General features: G+C 39.4%; 15 protein-coding genes, 1 pseudogene and 1 riboswitch. Of the genes and pseudogenes, 13 read left to right on the forward strand and 3 right to left on the reverse strand.

The window, feature by feature from the left end:
- Window positions 1-27: 27 nt before the first annotated feature.
- Entirely contained in the window at window positions 28-564 is a 537-nt protein-coding gene (locus tag M3206_RS08870; RefSeq protein WP_251312163.1) for a class D sortase, read from the reverse strand.
- A 296-nt stretch (window positions 565-860) separates the two neighbouring features.
- On the opposite strand from M3206_RS08870, the gene M3206_RS08875 reads away from it, so the two are divergent.
- The 5 genes from M3206_RS08875 (at window position 861) to M3206_RS08895 (ending at window position 4,206) form a co-directional block, all read left to right on the forward strand.
- Entirely contained in the window at window positions 861-1,439 is a 579-nt protein-coding gene (locus M3206_RS08875) for a hypothetical protein (RefSeq protein WP_251312164.1), read from the forward strand.
- 21 nt (window positions 1,440-1,460) lie between these two features.
- Entirely contained in the window at window positions 1,461-2,030 is a 570-nt protein-coding gene (gene sipW, locus M3206_RS08880; protein WP_251312165.1) for a signal peptidase I SipW, read from the forward strand.
- Between the two features lie 75 nt (window positions 2,031-2,105).
- On the forward strand, window positions 2,106-2,987 hold the full coding sequence (locus M3206_RS08885; protein ID WP_251312166.1) for a TasA family protein: 882 nt from the start codon (window positions 2,106-2,108) through the stop codon (window positions 2,985-2,987).
- Between the two features lie 72 nt (window positions 2,988-3,059).
- On the forward strand, window positions 3,060-3,845 hold the full coding sequence (locus M3206_RS08890) for an LPXTG cell wall anchor domain-containing protein (RefSeq protein ID WP_251312167.1): 786 nt from the start codon (window positions 3,060-3,062) through the stop codon (window positions 3,843-3,845).
- A 34-nt stretch (window positions 3,846-3,879) separates the two neighbouring features.
- Complete coding sequence (locus M3206_RS08895; protein ID WP_251312168.1) at window positions 3,880-4,206, forward strand: helix-turn-helix domain-containing protein; 327 nt, start codon at window positions 3,880-3,882, stop codon at window positions 4,204-4,206.
- A gap of 292 nt (window positions 4,207-4,498) precedes the next feature.
- Here the strand turns inward: M3206_RS08895 and M3206_RS08900 are convergent, their stop codons facing one another.
- A complete protein-coding gene (locus tag M3206_RS08900) occupies window positions 4,499-4,948 on the reverse strand; it encodes a stalk domain-containing protein (RefSeq protein WP_251312169.1) in 450 nt (149 codons plus the stop codon).
- 26 nt (window positions 4,949-4,974) lie between these two features.
- Window positions 4,975-5,058, reverse strand: a riboswitch (cyclic di-GMP riboswitch).
- A 184-nt stretch (window positions 5,059-5,242) separates the two neighbouring features.
- On the opposite strand from M3206_RS08900, the pseudogene M3206_RS08905 reads away from it, so the two are divergent.
- The 5 genes and pseudogenes from M3206_RS08905 to M3206_RS08925 form a co-directional block, all read left to right on the forward strand.
- A pseudogene (locus M3206_RS08905) lies at window positions 5,243-5,485 on the forward strand (pre-peptidase C-terminal domain-containing protein); the annotation flags it as partial.
- A 120-nt stretch (window positions 5,486-5,605) separates the two neighbouring features.
- On the forward strand, window positions 5,606-7,576 hold the full coding sequence (locus tag M3206_RS08910; protein WP_251312171.1) for an LTA synthase family protein: 1,971 nt from the start codon (window positions 5,606-5,608) through the stop codon (window positions 7,574-7,576).
- 208 nt (window positions 7,577-7,784) lie between these two features.
- A complete protein-coding gene (locus M3206_RS08915) occupies window positions 7,785-8,864 on the forward strand; it encodes an S-layer homology domain-containing protein (RefSeq protein WP_251312172.1) in 1,080 nt (359 codons plus the stop codon).
- 64 nt (window positions 8,865-8,928) lie between these two features.
- A complete protein-coding gene (locus M3206_RS08920; RefSeq protein ID WP_251312173.1) occupies window positions 8,929-9,168 on the forward strand; it encodes a hypothetical protein in 240 nt (79 codons plus the stop codon).
- Window positions 9,169-9,263: 95 nt separating this feature from the next.
- Complete coding sequence (locus tag M3206_RS08925; RefSeq protein WP_251312174.1) at window positions 9,264-10,745, forward strand: stalk domain-containing protein; 1,482 nt, start codon at window positions 9,264-9,266, stop codon at window positions 10,743-10,745.
- Window positions 10,746-10,785: 40 nt separating this feature from the next.
- Here the strand turns inward: M3206_RS08925 and M3206_RS08930 are convergent, their stop codons facing one another.
- The gene (locus M3206_RS08930; RefSeq protein ID WP_251312175.1) at window positions 10,786-11,949 is read right to left on the reverse strand and encodes a polysaccharide deacetylase family protein; all 1,164 of its coding nucleotides are present in this window, start codon (window positions 11,947-11,949) and stop codon (window positions 10,786-10,788) included.
- 144 nt (window positions 11,950-12,093) lie between these two features.
- On the opposite strand from M3206_RS08930, the gene M3206_RS08935 reads away from it, so the two are divergent.
- From M3206_RS08935 to M3206_RS08945, 3 genes are all read left to right on the forward strand, one after another.
- A complete protein-coding gene (locus tag M3206_RS08935; RefSeq protein WP_251312176.1) occupies window positions 12,094-13,920 on the forward strand; it encodes an FAD-dependent oxidoreductase in 1,827 nt (608 codons plus the stop codon).
- A gap of 291 nt (window positions 13,921-14,211) precedes the next feature.
- Window positions 14,212-14,358: a hypothetical protein gene (locus M3206_RS08940; protein WP_251312177.1), complete on the forward strand. Its 147-nt coding sequence runs from the start codon at window positions 14,212-14,214 to the stop codon at window positions 14,356-14,358.
- 219 nt (window positions 14,359-14,577) lie between these two features.
- A complete protein-coding gene (locus M3206_RS08945) occupies window positions 14,578-17,124 on the forward strand; it encodes an S-layer homology domain-containing protein (RefSeq protein WP_251312178.1) in 2,547 nt (848 codons plus the stop codon).
- Window positions 17,125-17,301: the final 177 nt, after the last annotated feature.

Genomic DNA, 17,301 nt, shown 5'->3' on the forward strand with positions numbered 1-17,301 from the left:
CAACTTCCTTTTCTGTAGGTATTATCCTTATTTTCTTTTTGCATAAATCACATACCTATCTGGGGCGTTTCCTACATATGAAAAGGGATAACAAGTAGTCAAAACTAATATTTCTTCAGGATAGGTTGATTGAATAATGGTTTGATTGTTTGCATCTACTATTTTAAAGTCAAAAATTTCATAAGTATATTCTCCAGTTGGAAGTTTTATAATTAATTCTTCATTTTTTTTCACTTTACCTAAATCTCTAAATACAGTGTCTCGGTGTCCTGATAAGAGAATTTGATTGTTTTGATTGGGGAATGATGAGTTGGAAAAATGTCCAACACCTTTTTCAAGATCATCAGGATCTGTTCCTTCAATAATAGATAGATCTGCATTTAATGATGGTATTGATAACATTCCTATCACTTCGCCTTTTTTAGGATTGAAATTGTTTGCATCATTATTTAATTGTTTAGGAAAACCTATAACTTCTTGAGCTTTAATAAAACTCTTCTTTTGTTCTTCTATAGTTATAACGTGCAGAACCCCCCCATAAAAAAACAACAATAATCCACTCATTATAAAAACCCAGCAAAGAAATCGAATCATAAACCACCCCAACTAATTAGGTTTTTGTTCCTAATTTTCTAACATGTAAGTACATTATAAAGAACAAATATTTTTTTATAAAAAAACAAAATAGTAAGGAATACGGAGAAAACGAATGGAAATAAAAGGATTTAGTTCTTTTTATAGAACATAAGGGGTAATTTAACGATTTTTTTATAGGTATTATGGAGTATACTCAGTTTATAAGTTCTTAATAAAGAACAAAAGTGTTTTGAATATGAAATCTAAAGGGAGTGAAAAAATCAATGGATTTTTACCCCAGCCGAAAAAACAAACACAGAAAATTTTCGAGAAAATCTAAAAAGAGGTTCTTGATAATTACAAACTTGTGGCTGCTTTATTTAATAATGATTTCAGTTTTATTAATACCAAACTCTACTACTTATTTAAGATTTAATGATACAGAGCAAATCGTGATGCCTATAGCAGCTTCAGCAGATTTTTGTAGTGATAGCGAATTTAAGAAAAAAAATAAAAACATATGTAAGAAAAAGGACAACTCCGGAATAGGTAACGGGCCAGAGAATGGTGATGACGGAGAGTATGGTGATCCAGATAATCCGGGGAAAGGTAATGGTGACAAAAAGGATTGCCTTCCAAATGAATGTATAGACGATCATCCAAATAAAAAGAATCCGAAACAACCTCCTCATGGCAAGAAAGACAATCAAAAAGAGTCCACGGAAGATACAGAAGATAAAAGGGACTCTGTTATAGAACCTGAGTTGTCTCCTAATCCAGATCAAAATGAAAAAGCAGATGAGCAAAATAATGAACCTGTAAATGCGTCAGAACTTCCTGAAGAAAGTGAACAAACACAATAATAGATAAAAAAGGTGGTTTTTATGAAATTAACACTAAAGATTTTAAACGGATTATTAACCGTAGTTTTAGCCATAACATTGCTAGGTATGATTTTTGTGGTGATCTCTACCAAATCTTCTGGCGGTGAACCTAAAATATTTGGCTATCAGCTTAAGACAGTACTATCAGGATCCATGGAACCTACCTTTAAAACAGGTTCAATTATTGCAGTTAAGCCATTAAAAGATACTAGTAACCTAAAAAAATCAGATATAGTCACATTTCTTCAACAAGACCAAACCATGGTAACTCATAGAATTATAGAGGTAATAAAAAATGGAGAACAGACAATGTACCAGACAAAAGGTGATAACAATAAAGATGTCGATGGTCAGCCAGTCTTAGCTCAGAATGTGGTTGCGAAATATTCCGATATTACTGTTCCTTATCTAGGCTATTTTATAGATTTTGCTAAGTCCAATAAAGGTACTGCAATGCTACTGATTATTCCAGGTGTACTATTACTAATTTACTCTGCAATTTCTATTTTGAGAGCTTTGAAAGAGCTGGATAGAGTTAATAAAAATTCAGGTGTCGAAAAAACAGCTTAACATTGGTTGATTCCCTAAATAGGGTTCAATATAAAATTACATACCTCGTAATTGAGGGAGAAGAGGGGAAAAAGAATGAGTATTAAAAAACAGTTAGGTATGGGAGTAGCAACAGCAGCACTTGGTTTAACATTAGTAGGTGGGGGAACTTGGGCAGCATTCAACGATACAGCAACGATAAACAATCATTTTGCCGCTGGAACGTTAGACTTGGAAGTTGGAAAAGTAAACAAAGCAGCAAACTTTGATCTTGGTAATATGAAGCCTGGGGATGAAGTTAAAAGAGTATTTACGTTAAATAATAAAGGAACACTCGCAATAAAAGAAGTATTACTAAATACAACAGCAGCAGGATTTAAGAAAGGAGTAGGGTCCAATAAAAACATGGATGAATTTCTTTCACAATTTGAAATTAATGTTTTTAGTGTCGATTCAGAAAATACCGAAGGTAAATTCGAGCCAAGAAAAAGCCTTCTTCAAGGAAGCACATCTCTTACATTAGCCGATCTAGTAAATAATAATTATTCTGGTAAAATTAAACCAGCCTATTTAGCACAAGATTCTACAGATACAAGAATCAATTTAGCACCATTAATTGCAGATCAAGAAGCTAAGAGAGGTATACCGGTTACACCAAGTGATAGTGATAGTGTAATGTTTGTTATTAAATTTAAAGATGATAAAACAAGAGTTGGAGGAACTGCCGATAAGTACGGAGAATTTGTGCAAAATAAATTCCAAGGTAATTCTGCTAATTTTTACTTTAACCTAGAAGCAACTCAATGGGATGGAATGGAATTAGATAGCTCTCATGGTAATGGAGAAATAAACAATGGAGTTCAAGGTTCGGCTGACGGATTAACCTATCCTAATCCAAGGTCTATTCAAAATAGAAATGGTGAGGATCTTCGGAAACATAAAGATAATGAAGTAGTAGAACCAGCTAATAAAAATTAAATATATATTTTGTAAGAAAAGGTGGGTATCCCACCTTTTCTTAATATAATTTGTTAATTGAGAGGTTAAAGCATGCAACTATTAAAAATACTTCTCACATATTTTATTTTTGTTTTATTTCAATCAACTGTAGTTCAAGCGCAAACAAATACTCCCCTTAACATTAATACAAATCCAAATAGTTTTTTATTTAATCTCACAAATATGAAACCAGGTGATTGGGCAACGAGAAAACTTACTATACAAAACAGAGGAACAAAAGATTTTAAATATAATACTCAATCAAGATTTAAAGGCGGATCGAAAGAGTTATATAATGAGTTTTTACTTAAAGTATGGGATACAAATGGTATTTTATATAATGGAAAATTAAAAGATTTCAATGGAATGTCTTCAAGATATTTAAATTCTAAAAATCAGGAAGATCTTATGTTTGAAGTGAAATTTCCCTATGAACTAGGCAATGAATTTCAAGGTTTAACATTTGAGGTAGAATTTAAATTTATTATTGAAGAGTATTACCCAGAAGATCCAGGAGATCCGGAAGATCCAGGTGATCCGGAAGGTCCGGGAAACTCAGAAGATCCCAGCGACGAAGAAGATCCAAGAGACTCAGAAAATCCGAGTGATCCAGAAAATCCAAAAGATCCAGCTAATCCTGATGGAGATGAGACCATTCTCCCTGAACGCCCTATCGATAAAGGGGATTTAAATTCCCCGCCGGTTGAAGATCAGATATTACCCGAAACGGCAACAAATATGTATAACTATCTTTTGGGCGGTTTCTTTTTAGTTTTGTTTGGAACAGCAACATTATTTTACCAACGTAGTAAAAATAAAGGTAAATATCAAGCTTAGGATTCTCCTGAAAAAGTAAAGGAAGCTGGTGATATTGCAGAATATTGGAGAGCAAATAAAAAGAATACGTTTAAAAAAGGGGTTAAGCATTACTAAATTAGCCATGATCGCAAAAATATCAAAAGGCTACCTAAGCAGCATCGAAAGTCATAAAACCAACCCGTCTGCGCATATGATTCAAAAATTGGCAAAAGCGTTGGAGGTCCCTGTGGAGCAACTGTTAAATGTTCAAATCGAGCTGCTTGATCCTGAGTGGGTTGAGCTTGTTACACAAGCAAAAGATATGGGAATCGATAAAGAAGAAGTACGTGCGTTTCTTGCTTATGAAGCTTGGAAACATTCCTTGAAAGAAGAGGTGTGAACGGTGATACGCATAGGGAACAGTTTGTACCTCTGCCATTTGAACGGTCACATCTTGAAGGTCCTGTACTTAGGTAATAACGAATGCGAGCTTTACCTTGGGGATGGGTATTAAGGAAAAGCACATTTTGATTATGTAAAAAAGAAACTGAACTTCATGGAGAAAAGATGGAACACTTCTAAATTAGTACACTATCAGTTTGAAGAGTTTCAGCCAACGCTGGATTAAATTATTTAAAAAGCCCTCGCTTAAGTAGCGAAGGCTTTTTTTGTACATAGCTTTACCCTGATGACTAGTTGATGTACAGCGTATTTTCTTCTTCGCTAAATTCAAGTGTAACGCCAAGTGTGCGTTCGATTTGCTTTAACGAATTGATGGCTTTTCCAGAATAAATTTTTGCTGGGATGATGGCAAAAAGCACGCCGTCATTATCGAACTGGAAGAAGCGCGGGTGAAGTTTCATCGTGTATGAGATATCTCCACGTGTTGCGGTAATACTCTTTTTGTCGTACTTTACATTTCCACCGTTTGCATCTGCAATGGCTTCTACAGGAAGGATCAGGTTTTCTCTAACCAATCTTGCTCCTTCTAAAGACAGTTTATGTCCTTGATAGACAACAGTCACAATATTTGTATCCTGTTGCTGTTCTTTCTTAGCAGCAAATCCTGTTGTTCCCGCTGCAGCAACAGCTGTAAATGTTAAAGTAGTTGCGGTAACCCATTTTGCCAATGATTTTTTCATACCAATTCCTCCTACAGTGTAATGGTAATGGCAGCTGGCTGGCGTAGTGCGAGACCTTAGCCCCTATAGCTTTGTGACACTGAATTTCTTCAGTTGTACCATTTAAGTCTTAACCGCGGCATACCGATAACTAGTGAAACGGGTAAAAACTATATCTTTTTTATCGGTAAAAAAGTCCTTTTTGTTAGCCAATGTTTTTTATCTCATTTGTTTTCTATTAAAACGATAGTAATATACTTTTGTAAAAAAAATGTAAAATAGTTTGATGATTTGATATACTAGGATTCGGACTGGTATTCATTCAGCTTTATGGCTCCTCACACCGGCCAGATCACATTCGATAACGATCAAATCGATGGAGTGATCAGCCTGTATGACAGCAAAGGCAAGTTGGTAGCCACTTCTGATACGTATGCAGTAGGAGATGCGGAAGTGCTGAACTACAACGTGAAAGCAGGAAAATACTTCATTAAAGTAACCGATGTGTTCGGTAATGCCTCTTTAACTCCATATTCGTTAAAGATGAAAATTAATTAATTTTCCATGTTCGTTCATAGATAGAGAACGCTCAATAAAGGGTAAACTCCCATCAGGGATGTTTGCCCTTTTTTTTATAAAACTGTAAAATGAGAGAGTTACTGAAAGGGGATACAGTAAATGATTCTACGAGGTTTCAAGCGGTGGGGTTGGGACTATTTTTTCTATGGTGCCTTTCTGCTCGCTGTTTTTCTTAAACTCTATTTATTTGGTGCTTTTTCTGATACTGTTTTTGCACAATCCGGCCTTGTCGGCTACATAAAAGAGAGCTTGAACAAACTATTTAATGAAGGAACGATAATCGGGTTCTATGCTGGGTTAACGTTGATCAGCGTTGGTGCACTCTTGCTCATTTCCTTCTGGACACTCTTTTTAAAACAAAGCAAACGCTGGATCAGTTTGCTCATTCTTAATGCAGTCCTCACCCTTTTAATTGTAGGAGACCTTATCTATTACCGTTATTTTAACGACCTCTTATCTATGACTGTGCTATCACAAGCAAACCAAGTCGGTGCGATTTCTGGTAGTATACTAGATTTGTTTCAGGCTAAAGATATTGTTTTTATCTTAGACTTAATCGTGCTCATTCCGCTCGTTATCCTCCTAACCAAACGCGGAAACGGGAAACTGAAAGCGCGTCTCATAACCCGCGCGGCACTCGGTCTTGCTGCATTTGTGATCGGTTATCTTTTCGTGACGAGTCCGATCAACGAATATACGAAAAAGTACGGCTCCGCTCTTTTTTCGAGTAACTGGTACAACTTGGCGCTCTATAGCCAAACCGGCCTTCTCGGTTTCCACGGCTTTGACATCTATCGCTATGTGAATGAAACGTTCTTCCAGCAGCAAAAGATCTCGGCAGAAGAATCGAAAGAGATCAAAAGCTGGTTCAACGAACACCAAAAAGAGATGAGCAAAGAAACGCCGTTCTATGGTGTGGCGAAAGATAAGAACGTCATCATGATCCAGTTAGAAGCTTTCCAAAACTTTGTGATCAACCAAAAAATTAACGGCAAAGAAATCACGCCGAATATTAATAAACTCATCAACGACAGCATGTACTTCCCGAACTTCTCGCTTCAAACAGGACAAGGACGTACATCTGATGCGGAATTCTTAGCAAACGCTTCTCTACATCCGCTATATTCAGGCTCGGTCTATGTTCGCTATCCAAGCAATACGTATGATTCGCTGCCAGGCATTTTAAAGCAAAACGGCTATGAAACAGCGGCGTTCCACGCATACAAAAAGAGCTTCTGGAACCGTTATGTCGTGTACGATAACTATGGTTTTGACCATTTCTTCGGTGAAGGGAATTTTAAAGAGGGAGAGATTGCTGGGTGGACACTCGGAGACAAGCCGTTCATGCAGCAATCTGTCGACGAACTTCTAAAGATGAAACAACCATTCTACGGATTTATGGTCGCCTTATCGAGTCACCATCCATATAACATCCAGTCTAAATACCGTACGTTGAATGTAGGAGAATACGAAGGTTCAATCGTTGGGGACTATTTGCATTCCGTACATTATGTGGATGAAGCAGTAGGTATGCTTGTTGAGCGGTTGAAGAAAGAAAACCTGTGGGATGAAACCGTGCTGCTTTTATATGGAGATCATGACTATGGTGTTGATAATAACGAAGCGATGATGAAAATCGCAGGGGAAGCGTTCACTCCTTATAATATTGAAAAAACGTTCCATGAAGTGCCACTTGTGATGCATTTGCCTAATGATGAAGGGAAAGGCGTGTATGAAAGAACAGGCGGACAGCTAGACCTTTCACCGACCATTCTTCATGCCCTTGGTGTTCCTTTCGATGATCGTTACATGATGGGGGGCAATTTGTTTGAAGAGAAGAACCAGCTTGTCGTTCAGCGTGATCTCTCATTTACAAATGGAGATTACACCTATAAATCATCCGTAGATGGATTCTTTAATAAAGGAACGTGTTTTGACGGAAAGACTGGTGAAATAACAGACATTAATCTCTGTAAACCAGCCTATGACCAGGCGAAGAAAGAACTTAACATCTCGGATAAAGTGATCTTTAGTAATCTTTTAGAAAAGTTTATGAACAAGGATAAATAATTGAAAAACCGGGCCTGAGAGGGTGCGGTTTTTTGCTTTTTATTGACAAGAAACCTTTAAAGGGAGAAGAAGGAGAGCTATGAGTATATTCAAAGCTATTTCTTTTGATCTTTTTTATTAAATAGTAAATTAGATGCACGACAACGCATCAATAAATATATAAAATTTTCCTGTAATAACAATTTATGAAAACAGAGGATGCGAATAAATGAAAAAAATGATAAGCGGTGCTCTAGCTGCAGCATTGTTAATGGCACCGTTTAAACAATCTGCTTTTGCAGAAGATAATATGATTGATCCCATCGGAAAGTATTATGCAGAAGATATTGATGGTCATTGGGCACAGAATGATATGGAGAACATGCTCCAAGCCAACATCATCAAAGGGATTCGTGACGCGAATGACCTGCTTTTTTTACAGCCGGATAAAAGCATTACTCGGGCAGAGTTCACGGTCCTGATCGTTCGTGCTCTTGAGCTGAAAACCAATCAACAAGGAATGGCTTTTTCAGACACTCAAAAACACTGGGCAAAAAACGATATTAACACAGCAAGTGCTTTAGGTATTGTTTCAGGGAAATCCAATACGGCATTCAAGCCTGACATGAAGATAACACGTGCCGAAATCGCTGCAATCGTGGCCCGAGCATTTGAATCTACCATTTCTTTTGATGCCGGGACACCAAGAAACTTTAACGATTTAAAGCCTGGTCACTGGGCTTATAATCACCTGCGTATGGTTAACGGAGTAGATGTCGTAAGAGGAACGAGTGAAACGACGGTTTCCCCTGACAAAATTGCGAATCGTGCAGAAGCGACGGCTATGCTTAAACGTGCGTTATGGCTTGAAGAGGTTAACCTTCCGGATGCACATGCTCTGATGGATGCAGTTCTAAACAGCGAATCAGGTACACTTGATGCTGCCAACACGATGGATATAGATCGATTATATGAAATCAATGATACTGCACGATTTGGATTTGCACATGAAGCAGGATTAGCTGAGGCTTTTACCAATGAATTAACGTTTGAAGACGGCGATTCCATCAGAGGTAAGATTGTTTCAGAACCTGTAACGGAAGCGACAAATATTTCTTCCAGATTGGTAAAGGTATCGGTTAAGAATCTAATTATCGATTACACCTATACCTATGCAGATCCCAAAAGGGCACCATTTGATTTTATAGAAGATCGCTCAGGCGTTTACTACCTGATCAAGCGAGATGGAGTATGGAAAGTCTACACGTCTACATTCTATCAAACAAGGTTTTTAGATTTGGAGCTTTAAGAATTGCGGTACCCGTAACACCTAAGTTGCGGGTTTTTCTATGAGAACAGGAGTGAAGCAAGTATTGAAAGAGTTACTAGTTGATTTTAATCGTTTATTCGAGCTTTTAGAAGGATTGAGAAAAGACGTAGATCATTTAACAGCAACTTCTAATCGTCTGCGTGAAGAGACAAATAAGCTATCTATCTTACAAAATAAAGAGTTAAAGCCAAAATATATATGGAGATGTACTGACTGCAAAGATCCTGCCGATGACAGTCAAACAACCTCTGTCTTTCCTCAAGATGAGGTGCAGTGCATATGACCTCCAGTTGTGTTTTGTAAATGTTTTGGAAAACTATTAATCTATCGATCATTTTGAATGGTATAATTTTCTAAAAGAGAAAAGGGGATAAATAAATGAAAAGTAGAATGAAAGCTTTGAGTCTTGGTTTAGGTCTTTCGTTAAGTATAACATCTTTAACAGGACTTGAAGCGAGTGCTGCCACGACGATTCCCGTATATGTGAATGGCATTAAACAAATGTACGACCAGCCTCCTGTCGTTAAGGATTACCGCACTTTAGTGCCAATTCGGGGAATTTCAGAAAACTTAGGAGCTTCTGTCCAATATCGTTCCACTGATCAAACGGTTACGATAAAAGATGAAGAGACGACTGTTAAATTAAAGGTTGGGTCCAAAACGGCATACATAAACGGTGAGAAAAAGACGCTTGATGTTGCTGCACTTGCGATGAATAATCGCACGATGGTACCTCTTCGTTTCGTTGGAGAAGCACTAGGTGCAAAAGTAGTATACGATTCAAAAACACAGCGTGTCCTTATTTCGAGTTCAGAATTTGCAGAACTTGTGCAGAAAAATAAAGAAAAAGTCGTAACGATCCATAAAATCAAACACGGTCAGCGTTATGTATATCGTGGAGCGGGTGTGTTTGTGAGCCCAAGTCTTGTACTGACCACCGAAACTGCCGTTCACCAAGGAGAAGGTGCGGTTATTGAGATGAGCAACGGAAAAGAGGTTACCGTAGAAGGCGTAGTGGAATTAGATAAAGATAAAAATCTCGCACTTTTAAAGCTTTCTACTCCGGTAAATGTTCAGCCGGTTCGTATTTCAAATGAATTCAAGGCAGGAGATAAAGCGATCTCTCTTTCTTCAAAAGAAGCAGTAGAAATCGAAATTGAAGATTTTTCGAATTTTATTGTAAACAAATTCTATACCAATACTAGATTCACTAACCTGTTTTTCAGTACGCCCCTCTTTAACTATGCTGGAGAATTGATCGGATTGTCCACAGAACGCGATGGGGATGATTCGGTTGAATTTTTTGAAAGATCGGTTGGGGCAAAAGACTGGAGTTCTTATTTCTCCAAGAATCATGCAGATATCGCGACGAGCGGTTTTTTTGAAAAGTTACCGTTCAAGCCTATCAAAACCATTGGAGACATCTCACTTGGCATGAGCGACACAACGGTTCGTTCCCTTGAAAAAGGAAAACTTGGGGAAGAGTCCTATCCGTATCTAGTATACGATGGTGAAAATGTCCTAGGTTCAGACGGACGTACAGGGTATGGGTTCTGGCCAAAAGAACGTTCTCTGCAAACGATCGAATATCATTATGCTTCTGAAAACATGACAAAAGAAGAAGCGACTCAAAAATATCAGGAGTTAATGCAAGAATTAGAAGCACTTCATGGTAAGGCGTCAGAAACGGATTCAACGTGGGAAACGGAAGAAGGTTATTATGAAGGATTAAATGCCACTTGGCAACCGAAATTTAATGAAGAACAGCCAATCATCCTGTTAGGGGTAGAAAACAATAAAAATCTAAATCAATATCGTTTTTCCCTTTATTATATCTTCCAAGGATCTTATCGTAAGTAGGCATGTAAGGCTGAACTCTAATAAGGAGTTCAGCCTTTTATTATTTCAACACATATTTATTCCAAAAGTTATAGGGCTGAATGGACGAAGTAATCGGGACTGATGTGTATCCTTTACTTTTTAAATGAGGAGCGACCGCTTTCAAGATAGCAACTGTGTCCGCACGATCGTGGAGCAGAACAAGAGGAGCAGCGCCTGACTTAATCACTGTGTTAATCTGTTCATTTGTATATGGGCTTGTTTTTGTTGCCATGTTATAGCTCCAGTCCATGCTGTCCACGTTCCAGTCCCACATTTTATAACCTGCTGCATTCATCGCCGTTCGAAAAGAGTCTGTCATATAGGGCTTGCTGCCGTATGGTGTTCGGATCACATTTGAAGGGGCTCCACCTGTTATTTTTTTAACGGAATCAAAACAGGACCTCATCTCTCTAACTGCGGCAGAAGATGATTGATAGAATTTATTCATATCATGGGTCACCCCGTGGCAGGCAATCGTGTGCCCCTCGTTAAACATTCGTTTAATTAAAGCGGGGTTAAGATCAGCGTTTGGTTTCAGAACAAAGAACGTTGCTTTCAAGTTGTTTGTTTTTAAGTAATCCAGAATCCCCGCTGTGTGTTTGTTCGGCCCATCGTCAAACGTTAAGAATGCTCGTTTTGCAGGTGATGGTATAGAAGATTTAGGCGGTGGCGGAGTATGAGCTTTTCGATAAGCTTCTATCTGGACTTTATTTTTTTCGTAAAGCTGATCAAATGTCAGTCGGACGCCCCCATCAGAAACACGCGCGATCGGACCTTTAGTAGAAAAAGAAACGTTGTAACCAAACGCTTCACTTATCTGACGATAGGGTACAAGTAAACTATTATTGATATTCATGTAGGAAAAAGGAACAGAAGAGCTTCCTCGAATCAATTGCTTTGTTTTCGTGTTTAACGTGATAACTTGAGTACCTTTGGTAAGCCTGACCACACTTGTTGAGGCCATCCAGTCCACCTTGAAGCCAAAGTGTTTACTGAACGATCGGACCGGCACGTAAGAAACACCGTTCACTGCCCGGGGAGCGGGATTCAAATCAAAAAGGATCGTATCGTTATGTGCCGCGAATAGTAGAGAATGACCATGATCAGCTTTTGCAGGTTTGACGAGAACGAACAAAAATAAAGCAAAGAACAAGGTGAAAAAAGCGAGGGATCTACTCTTCATTTGAACTTTCCTTTCCGGATTGATATGATTTGTAAGATATTTGTCTAAACTTGTAAATAAACATTTGCTAGAATAAGAGAGGTACTTTTATACATATGAAGGAGACGATCCATTCAGAATCGTCCCAAAAAAGTAGGGATATGGTTGAAAAAGTGGATAGGGTTACTATTAGGATTGGTTTTATTAACCGGAGCGGGAACCGGTTATTACCTAAATAAAAATGATGATGTTGTACGGATCGATGAAGCTATTCCGTTAAAAAAATATGATGTAATCGTTGTTGGCGGTGAGCCTGAGGGAGTGGCAGCTGCAGTTGCCTCAGCAAGAGCTGGCGCGAAAACACTCTTGCTCGTTGAACGCGGTGGACTAGGCGGTTTGTTTACTTACGGGGAACTGAACTTCCTTGATCTCGGTCTCGATAAAGATAAAAAACCAGCGAATGCCGGGATCTTTAAAGAGTGGCATAAGATGGTGGATAACCAAATCTCGTTTGACATTGATAAAGCTGAGGAAGCTTTTGATACGCTTGTGAAAAATGAAAAAAATATTACGCTGCAGCTTGAAACAGAAGTGGAAAAGGTAGAGCTGAATGATGAACAGACAGCAATCCATCAAATTCAAGTAAAAAATCCTGATGGTGTCATGCGCTATCAAGGCAAGCGTTATATTGATACAACGGCACATGCTGACTTTGCCGCATTAGCGAAGGTCCCTTATTTTATTGGACAAGAAGATATCGGTAAAAAAGAAACAAGCATGTCGGTCACGCTCATGATGCATTTCAAAAATGTCGACTGGAGCAAAGTCTATAAAGTGGCAAAAGATAAAACGTTCGGTGAAGCAGTCGTTCAGCCCCGTACGGCGTATGGGTTCTGGGGTGTCGTTGACGCGTATAAGCCGGTGAGTGAACGGACCCGGTTAAGAGGACTCAACATTGCTCGTGTAACGAATGGCGATGTTTATATCAATGCCTTGCAGATCTTTGGAACAAACGGACTTGATGAAGAGTCCAATAAAGAAGCGATTGAGATCGGAAAAGAAGAAACGAATCACGTTTTGACGTTTCTGCGGGAGAACTTCCCTGGATTCGAAAATGCTGAGATCGCTGACTACCCAGAGGAACTTTATGTCCGGGAAACAAGACACATTGAGGCGGAATACCAGTTGCCAATCTCGGATGTGTGGGAATACAAAGATCACTGGGATTCGATAGCATTTGGATCATATCCGGTTGACGTTCAAGCGACTGACCCGGACGGAGAAGACTATGTCATTTTAAATCCGAAGCAGTATGCGATTCCGTTCCGATCTCTTGTTCCGAAGAAAATGGACAATCTTCTTGTAGCGAGTAAGGCATCAGGTTACTCTTCCTTGGCAGCGGGAAGTGCCAGGATTGTTCCGACGGGTATGTCTACTGCGGAAGCCGCTGGTGTAGCATCCGTTTTATCATATAAAAATGATATGAATTTCCGCGAGATGTCAAAGGATAAAAAACTGGTGAAACAATTACAGGATGAGTTGATTGTAAAAGGTGCACACCTCTACCATTTTGATTTGAACTATTTATATGAAGGCAAATGGTTCTATCCAGCGGTGAAGGATCTCTATACGCGTGGCCTCCTGTTCGCTGGTTATGAGAATGACTTGAAGCCAAACGAACCTTTTACAGAAGATCAGTTTGTCTGGATGGTGAAGAATGGGGTAGAGAGAACGGATCCGAAACGCTACAAAACCATTGATTGGCCAGAAGTGACAGGTGATAAACCATTAACCCGCAATAAGGCAGCTCGCTGGATGTTTGAATGGTTCATTAAGAAGGATGAGCATCGAAAAAATCCTTGGGTAGCTGCAGCAAAGCGCGGATACCTCGATGATGAAGTGTTTAAGCGAGTGGATGAAAATAGACCGCTTCTGAAAAAAGAAAGCTATGCACTCGTTTCGGGTATTTTGAAAAAAGTTGAAAAGAAATAAGGAAGAGACTGACCTAAAAAGTGAGAGCTTTGTGCTTTTAGGTCAGTCTTTTTTTGTTTTAGATGATGGAATGATGAGGTAATGAGGTAGATCAGGAAGTTCATGAGGCTAGTTTTAGAGTTTGCGGGCTGATTTAGGGAGTCTTTGAGCCGAACGGCGGGTTCTATGAGTCAAAACGGGGAGTCTATGGGTCCAAACAAGAGGTTCTATGAGTCAAAACGGGGAGTCTATGGGTCAACAGAGAGGCTATGAGCCAAAACAGGAAGTCTATGGGTCCAAACAGGGAGGTCTATGAGTCAAAATTATGTAGTCTATGCACCGAACTGGGAGCCCTATGCCAAAAGGAGTAAAGTCTATGCACAAAACAGAGAGTCCTATGCACAAAAACAGCAAGTCTATGCATCAAACAGGTTTGCTCCAAAAAAAGAGGTCGCTTAGCCGAATTTCACAGCTAAGCAACCCCTTGGTCATACTGAATTTTGTTCGCCAGTTTGAAGCTTTTTTTGTTTAAACCAAAATTCTACATGAATTTTCCTAATAAAACAATAAAAGTTATTTTTCTCTATATTTTGACAAAATCTTGCAATCTATGAATTTTATTATAAAATAGTATAGTAATGGAAAAATTTTCATCTAGAGTATGGGGGATCATTTAAAATGAGGGGTAAGAGGATTACTAAAAAAGCGGGGGCTTTTTTAGCATTGGTGTTGGCAGGTCAGGCAGTTTTAGGTACAGGTCATACATATGCGTCAGAATTTATTAACGGTCAAACAGTTAGAGAGTTTAAGCTCTCAAAAGCAGCAACCTTTAAGGAAGTTGCCTATCATACATCCAAAGTGAACCAGGATGTTTTTATGATAGAAACGAAGATTGGTGATCCGAACACACAAATTAAAGTAGGGGTTCCGAATCCGATTAGTTCATTGATGACGGTGTCTAAACGAGCAAAGCTGGATAACCGCGCCGGGCATTATGTTGTCGGTGCAGTGAATGCATCTTTCTTTAGATCCAACGACAAATACGGATTCGCGCCAACTGGTATACTCTCACAAAATAATAAAATCGTAAATTATGGTGTGGTAACTGCGGATTCTACTTCGCCTATGAATATAGCAGTTGGCTTTGGAATTGGCGCAAATGGTGAGCCGATCATCGATTATACACGGCCAAAACTTTCATTTGGTTTTAACGGGAAGACACTCCCGCTTTACAGCATGAACTCGGTTCGGGAAGGAAATACAGGCATTCTTTATACAAAAGAAAATAAATTAACTACTTCGGGAACGAATGAGTGGGGTACAGAGATTGTAATTACAAACGCCTCAAAAGATCCCGCACAAATTGGTTTTGGAGATACGATAACAGGAACCGTTTCAGAGATTACGAGAATGACTCAGCCTGGTGACCGTAAAATCCCGACAGGAGGAATGATCGTTTCCTTTGCAGGGAAGGACTTTGCTGATCAGTTATCTAGCTTAAAAAAAGGTGACACCGTTTCAGTGTCAGCGGATATTGAGACGAAGTGGAAAGACGCCAAGTTTATTTTAGGAAGCGGACCACTGCTTGTTCGTAACGGAAAAGTAGAGATTTCCATGTCTGCAAACGACTATCTTGTTAAAGACCGTGCACCACGGACAGTAGTAGCTTACGATGCCGATTACAAAAAACTGTTTTTTATTGTGAACGATGGAAGATCGAGAGCAAGCTCCGGTTCCTCGTTAACTGCTATGGCAAACTATTTGATCTCGCTTGGTGCAGACTATGCTATGAACCTGGACGGTGGGGGATCTTCTGCGATGGTCGCCCGTACATATGGTGCCTATGAGCCCGTATTGATGAATACGCCATCTGACGGAGGAGAGCGAGCTGTTTCATCGATTTTAGAAGTCGTGAACACGGCTCCAATAGGGACAGCGGGAGCGGCGATGCTAGTTTTAGGCTCAGCTCCGAATAAGCTTGAAGTGGGTATGAAGACAGCTATTTCATTAAAATATGCACTTGATGAAAACTATAACCCTATGAATCTATCCGCTCCTCAGCTAACTTGGAAAGTTGAAGGCGGTGTAGGGGTGATGGAAGGCAATACGTTCGTTGCTAAAGCTGAAGGAAAAGGAACAATTGTAGCTAGCATGGGAGGCGCATCGGCACGAATCCCTGTGACGGTTACGAATTCTAACCCTATACCGGCTGGAACAAAGTATTTAACGTTGGAATCTTTTAATTCCTTAACAAACTGGGGAACACAAACCGCTCGTTCCAAGGTCGCTCTCTCAACCGATTCTTATTTTGCGAGAGAGGGATCATCCGCAAAAGTAGATTATGATTTTACAAATAGCGGTGGTGGTACTGCAGCCGCATATTTAGAAGCGAAAACGGCGATTCCTGTAAACGGAAAGCCAGCGTCACTCGGTATATGGGCGTACAATGACGGATCTGGCCACTGGCTTCGCGGTGAAGTCATTGATGTGAACGGCCAAACCCAACGAATTGATTTTACCGAACCAGGAGGAATGACTTGGAAGGGCTGGGGCTACAGCGAGGCGAAGCTGAATGCGAACCTGGCATTCCCGATCAAGTTCAAACAGCTTTATTTTGCAGAGACGGATGCAGCGAAACATAATAAAGGGACCATCTATTTCGACAAATTGCAGGCTGTTTATGATGCGTCTTATGTCGAACCGGCTTTTACAGATTTAGATAAAGCATCATGGGCCAAAAGCTCGATCGTGCAGTTAACCAAACAGTCGATCATTAGCGGTTATCCGAATGGAAAGTTTGGGCCGAATGACAACATTACCCGTCTTCAGGCCGCAACCATGATTTCAAAACAGATGAAATTGAAGACGAGCAATGTGAAAAATCCAGGGTTTGCTGATGTTACTCCAAGCACATATGGATACGGAACCATTGCAGCGGTTGCTTCAATTGGTGCTATGAATGGTTTTGTCGATGGAACGTTCAGACCTGATGCAACTTTATCTCGAGGTGAGATGGCATCCATCATTGAACGTGCTTATGATTTAAAAGGAACAACCACAAAATCTTTTTCTGATGTTAAGAAAGGTTACTGGGCCTATCAATCGATCCAGACTGTCTTGGCTAACGGGATTACTGGCGGTTATACAGATGGAACCTTCCGGCCAAACAATCCGATCACCAGAGCTGAATTTTCGTCCATGTTAGACCGTTATATTAATAAATAAAAAACGATAAACTTCACTAAACATTATGGAGATATAACCGATATAAGGGATACTAAGTAACACATCCTAACAAGAACCTGTCCAACTCTGGGCAGGTTTTTGTAGTTTTAGCTAAAAAATTATATTTTAGGCAAATATTAGATGCTTTGTAACAATAATTTGACGAAATATAAGCCT

The organism is Fictibacillus phosphorivorans, from assembly GCF_023715845.1.
Taxonomy (GTDB): Bacteria; Bacillota; Bacilli; order Bacillales; family Fictibacillaceae; genus Fictibacillus; species Fictibacillus phosphorivorans_D.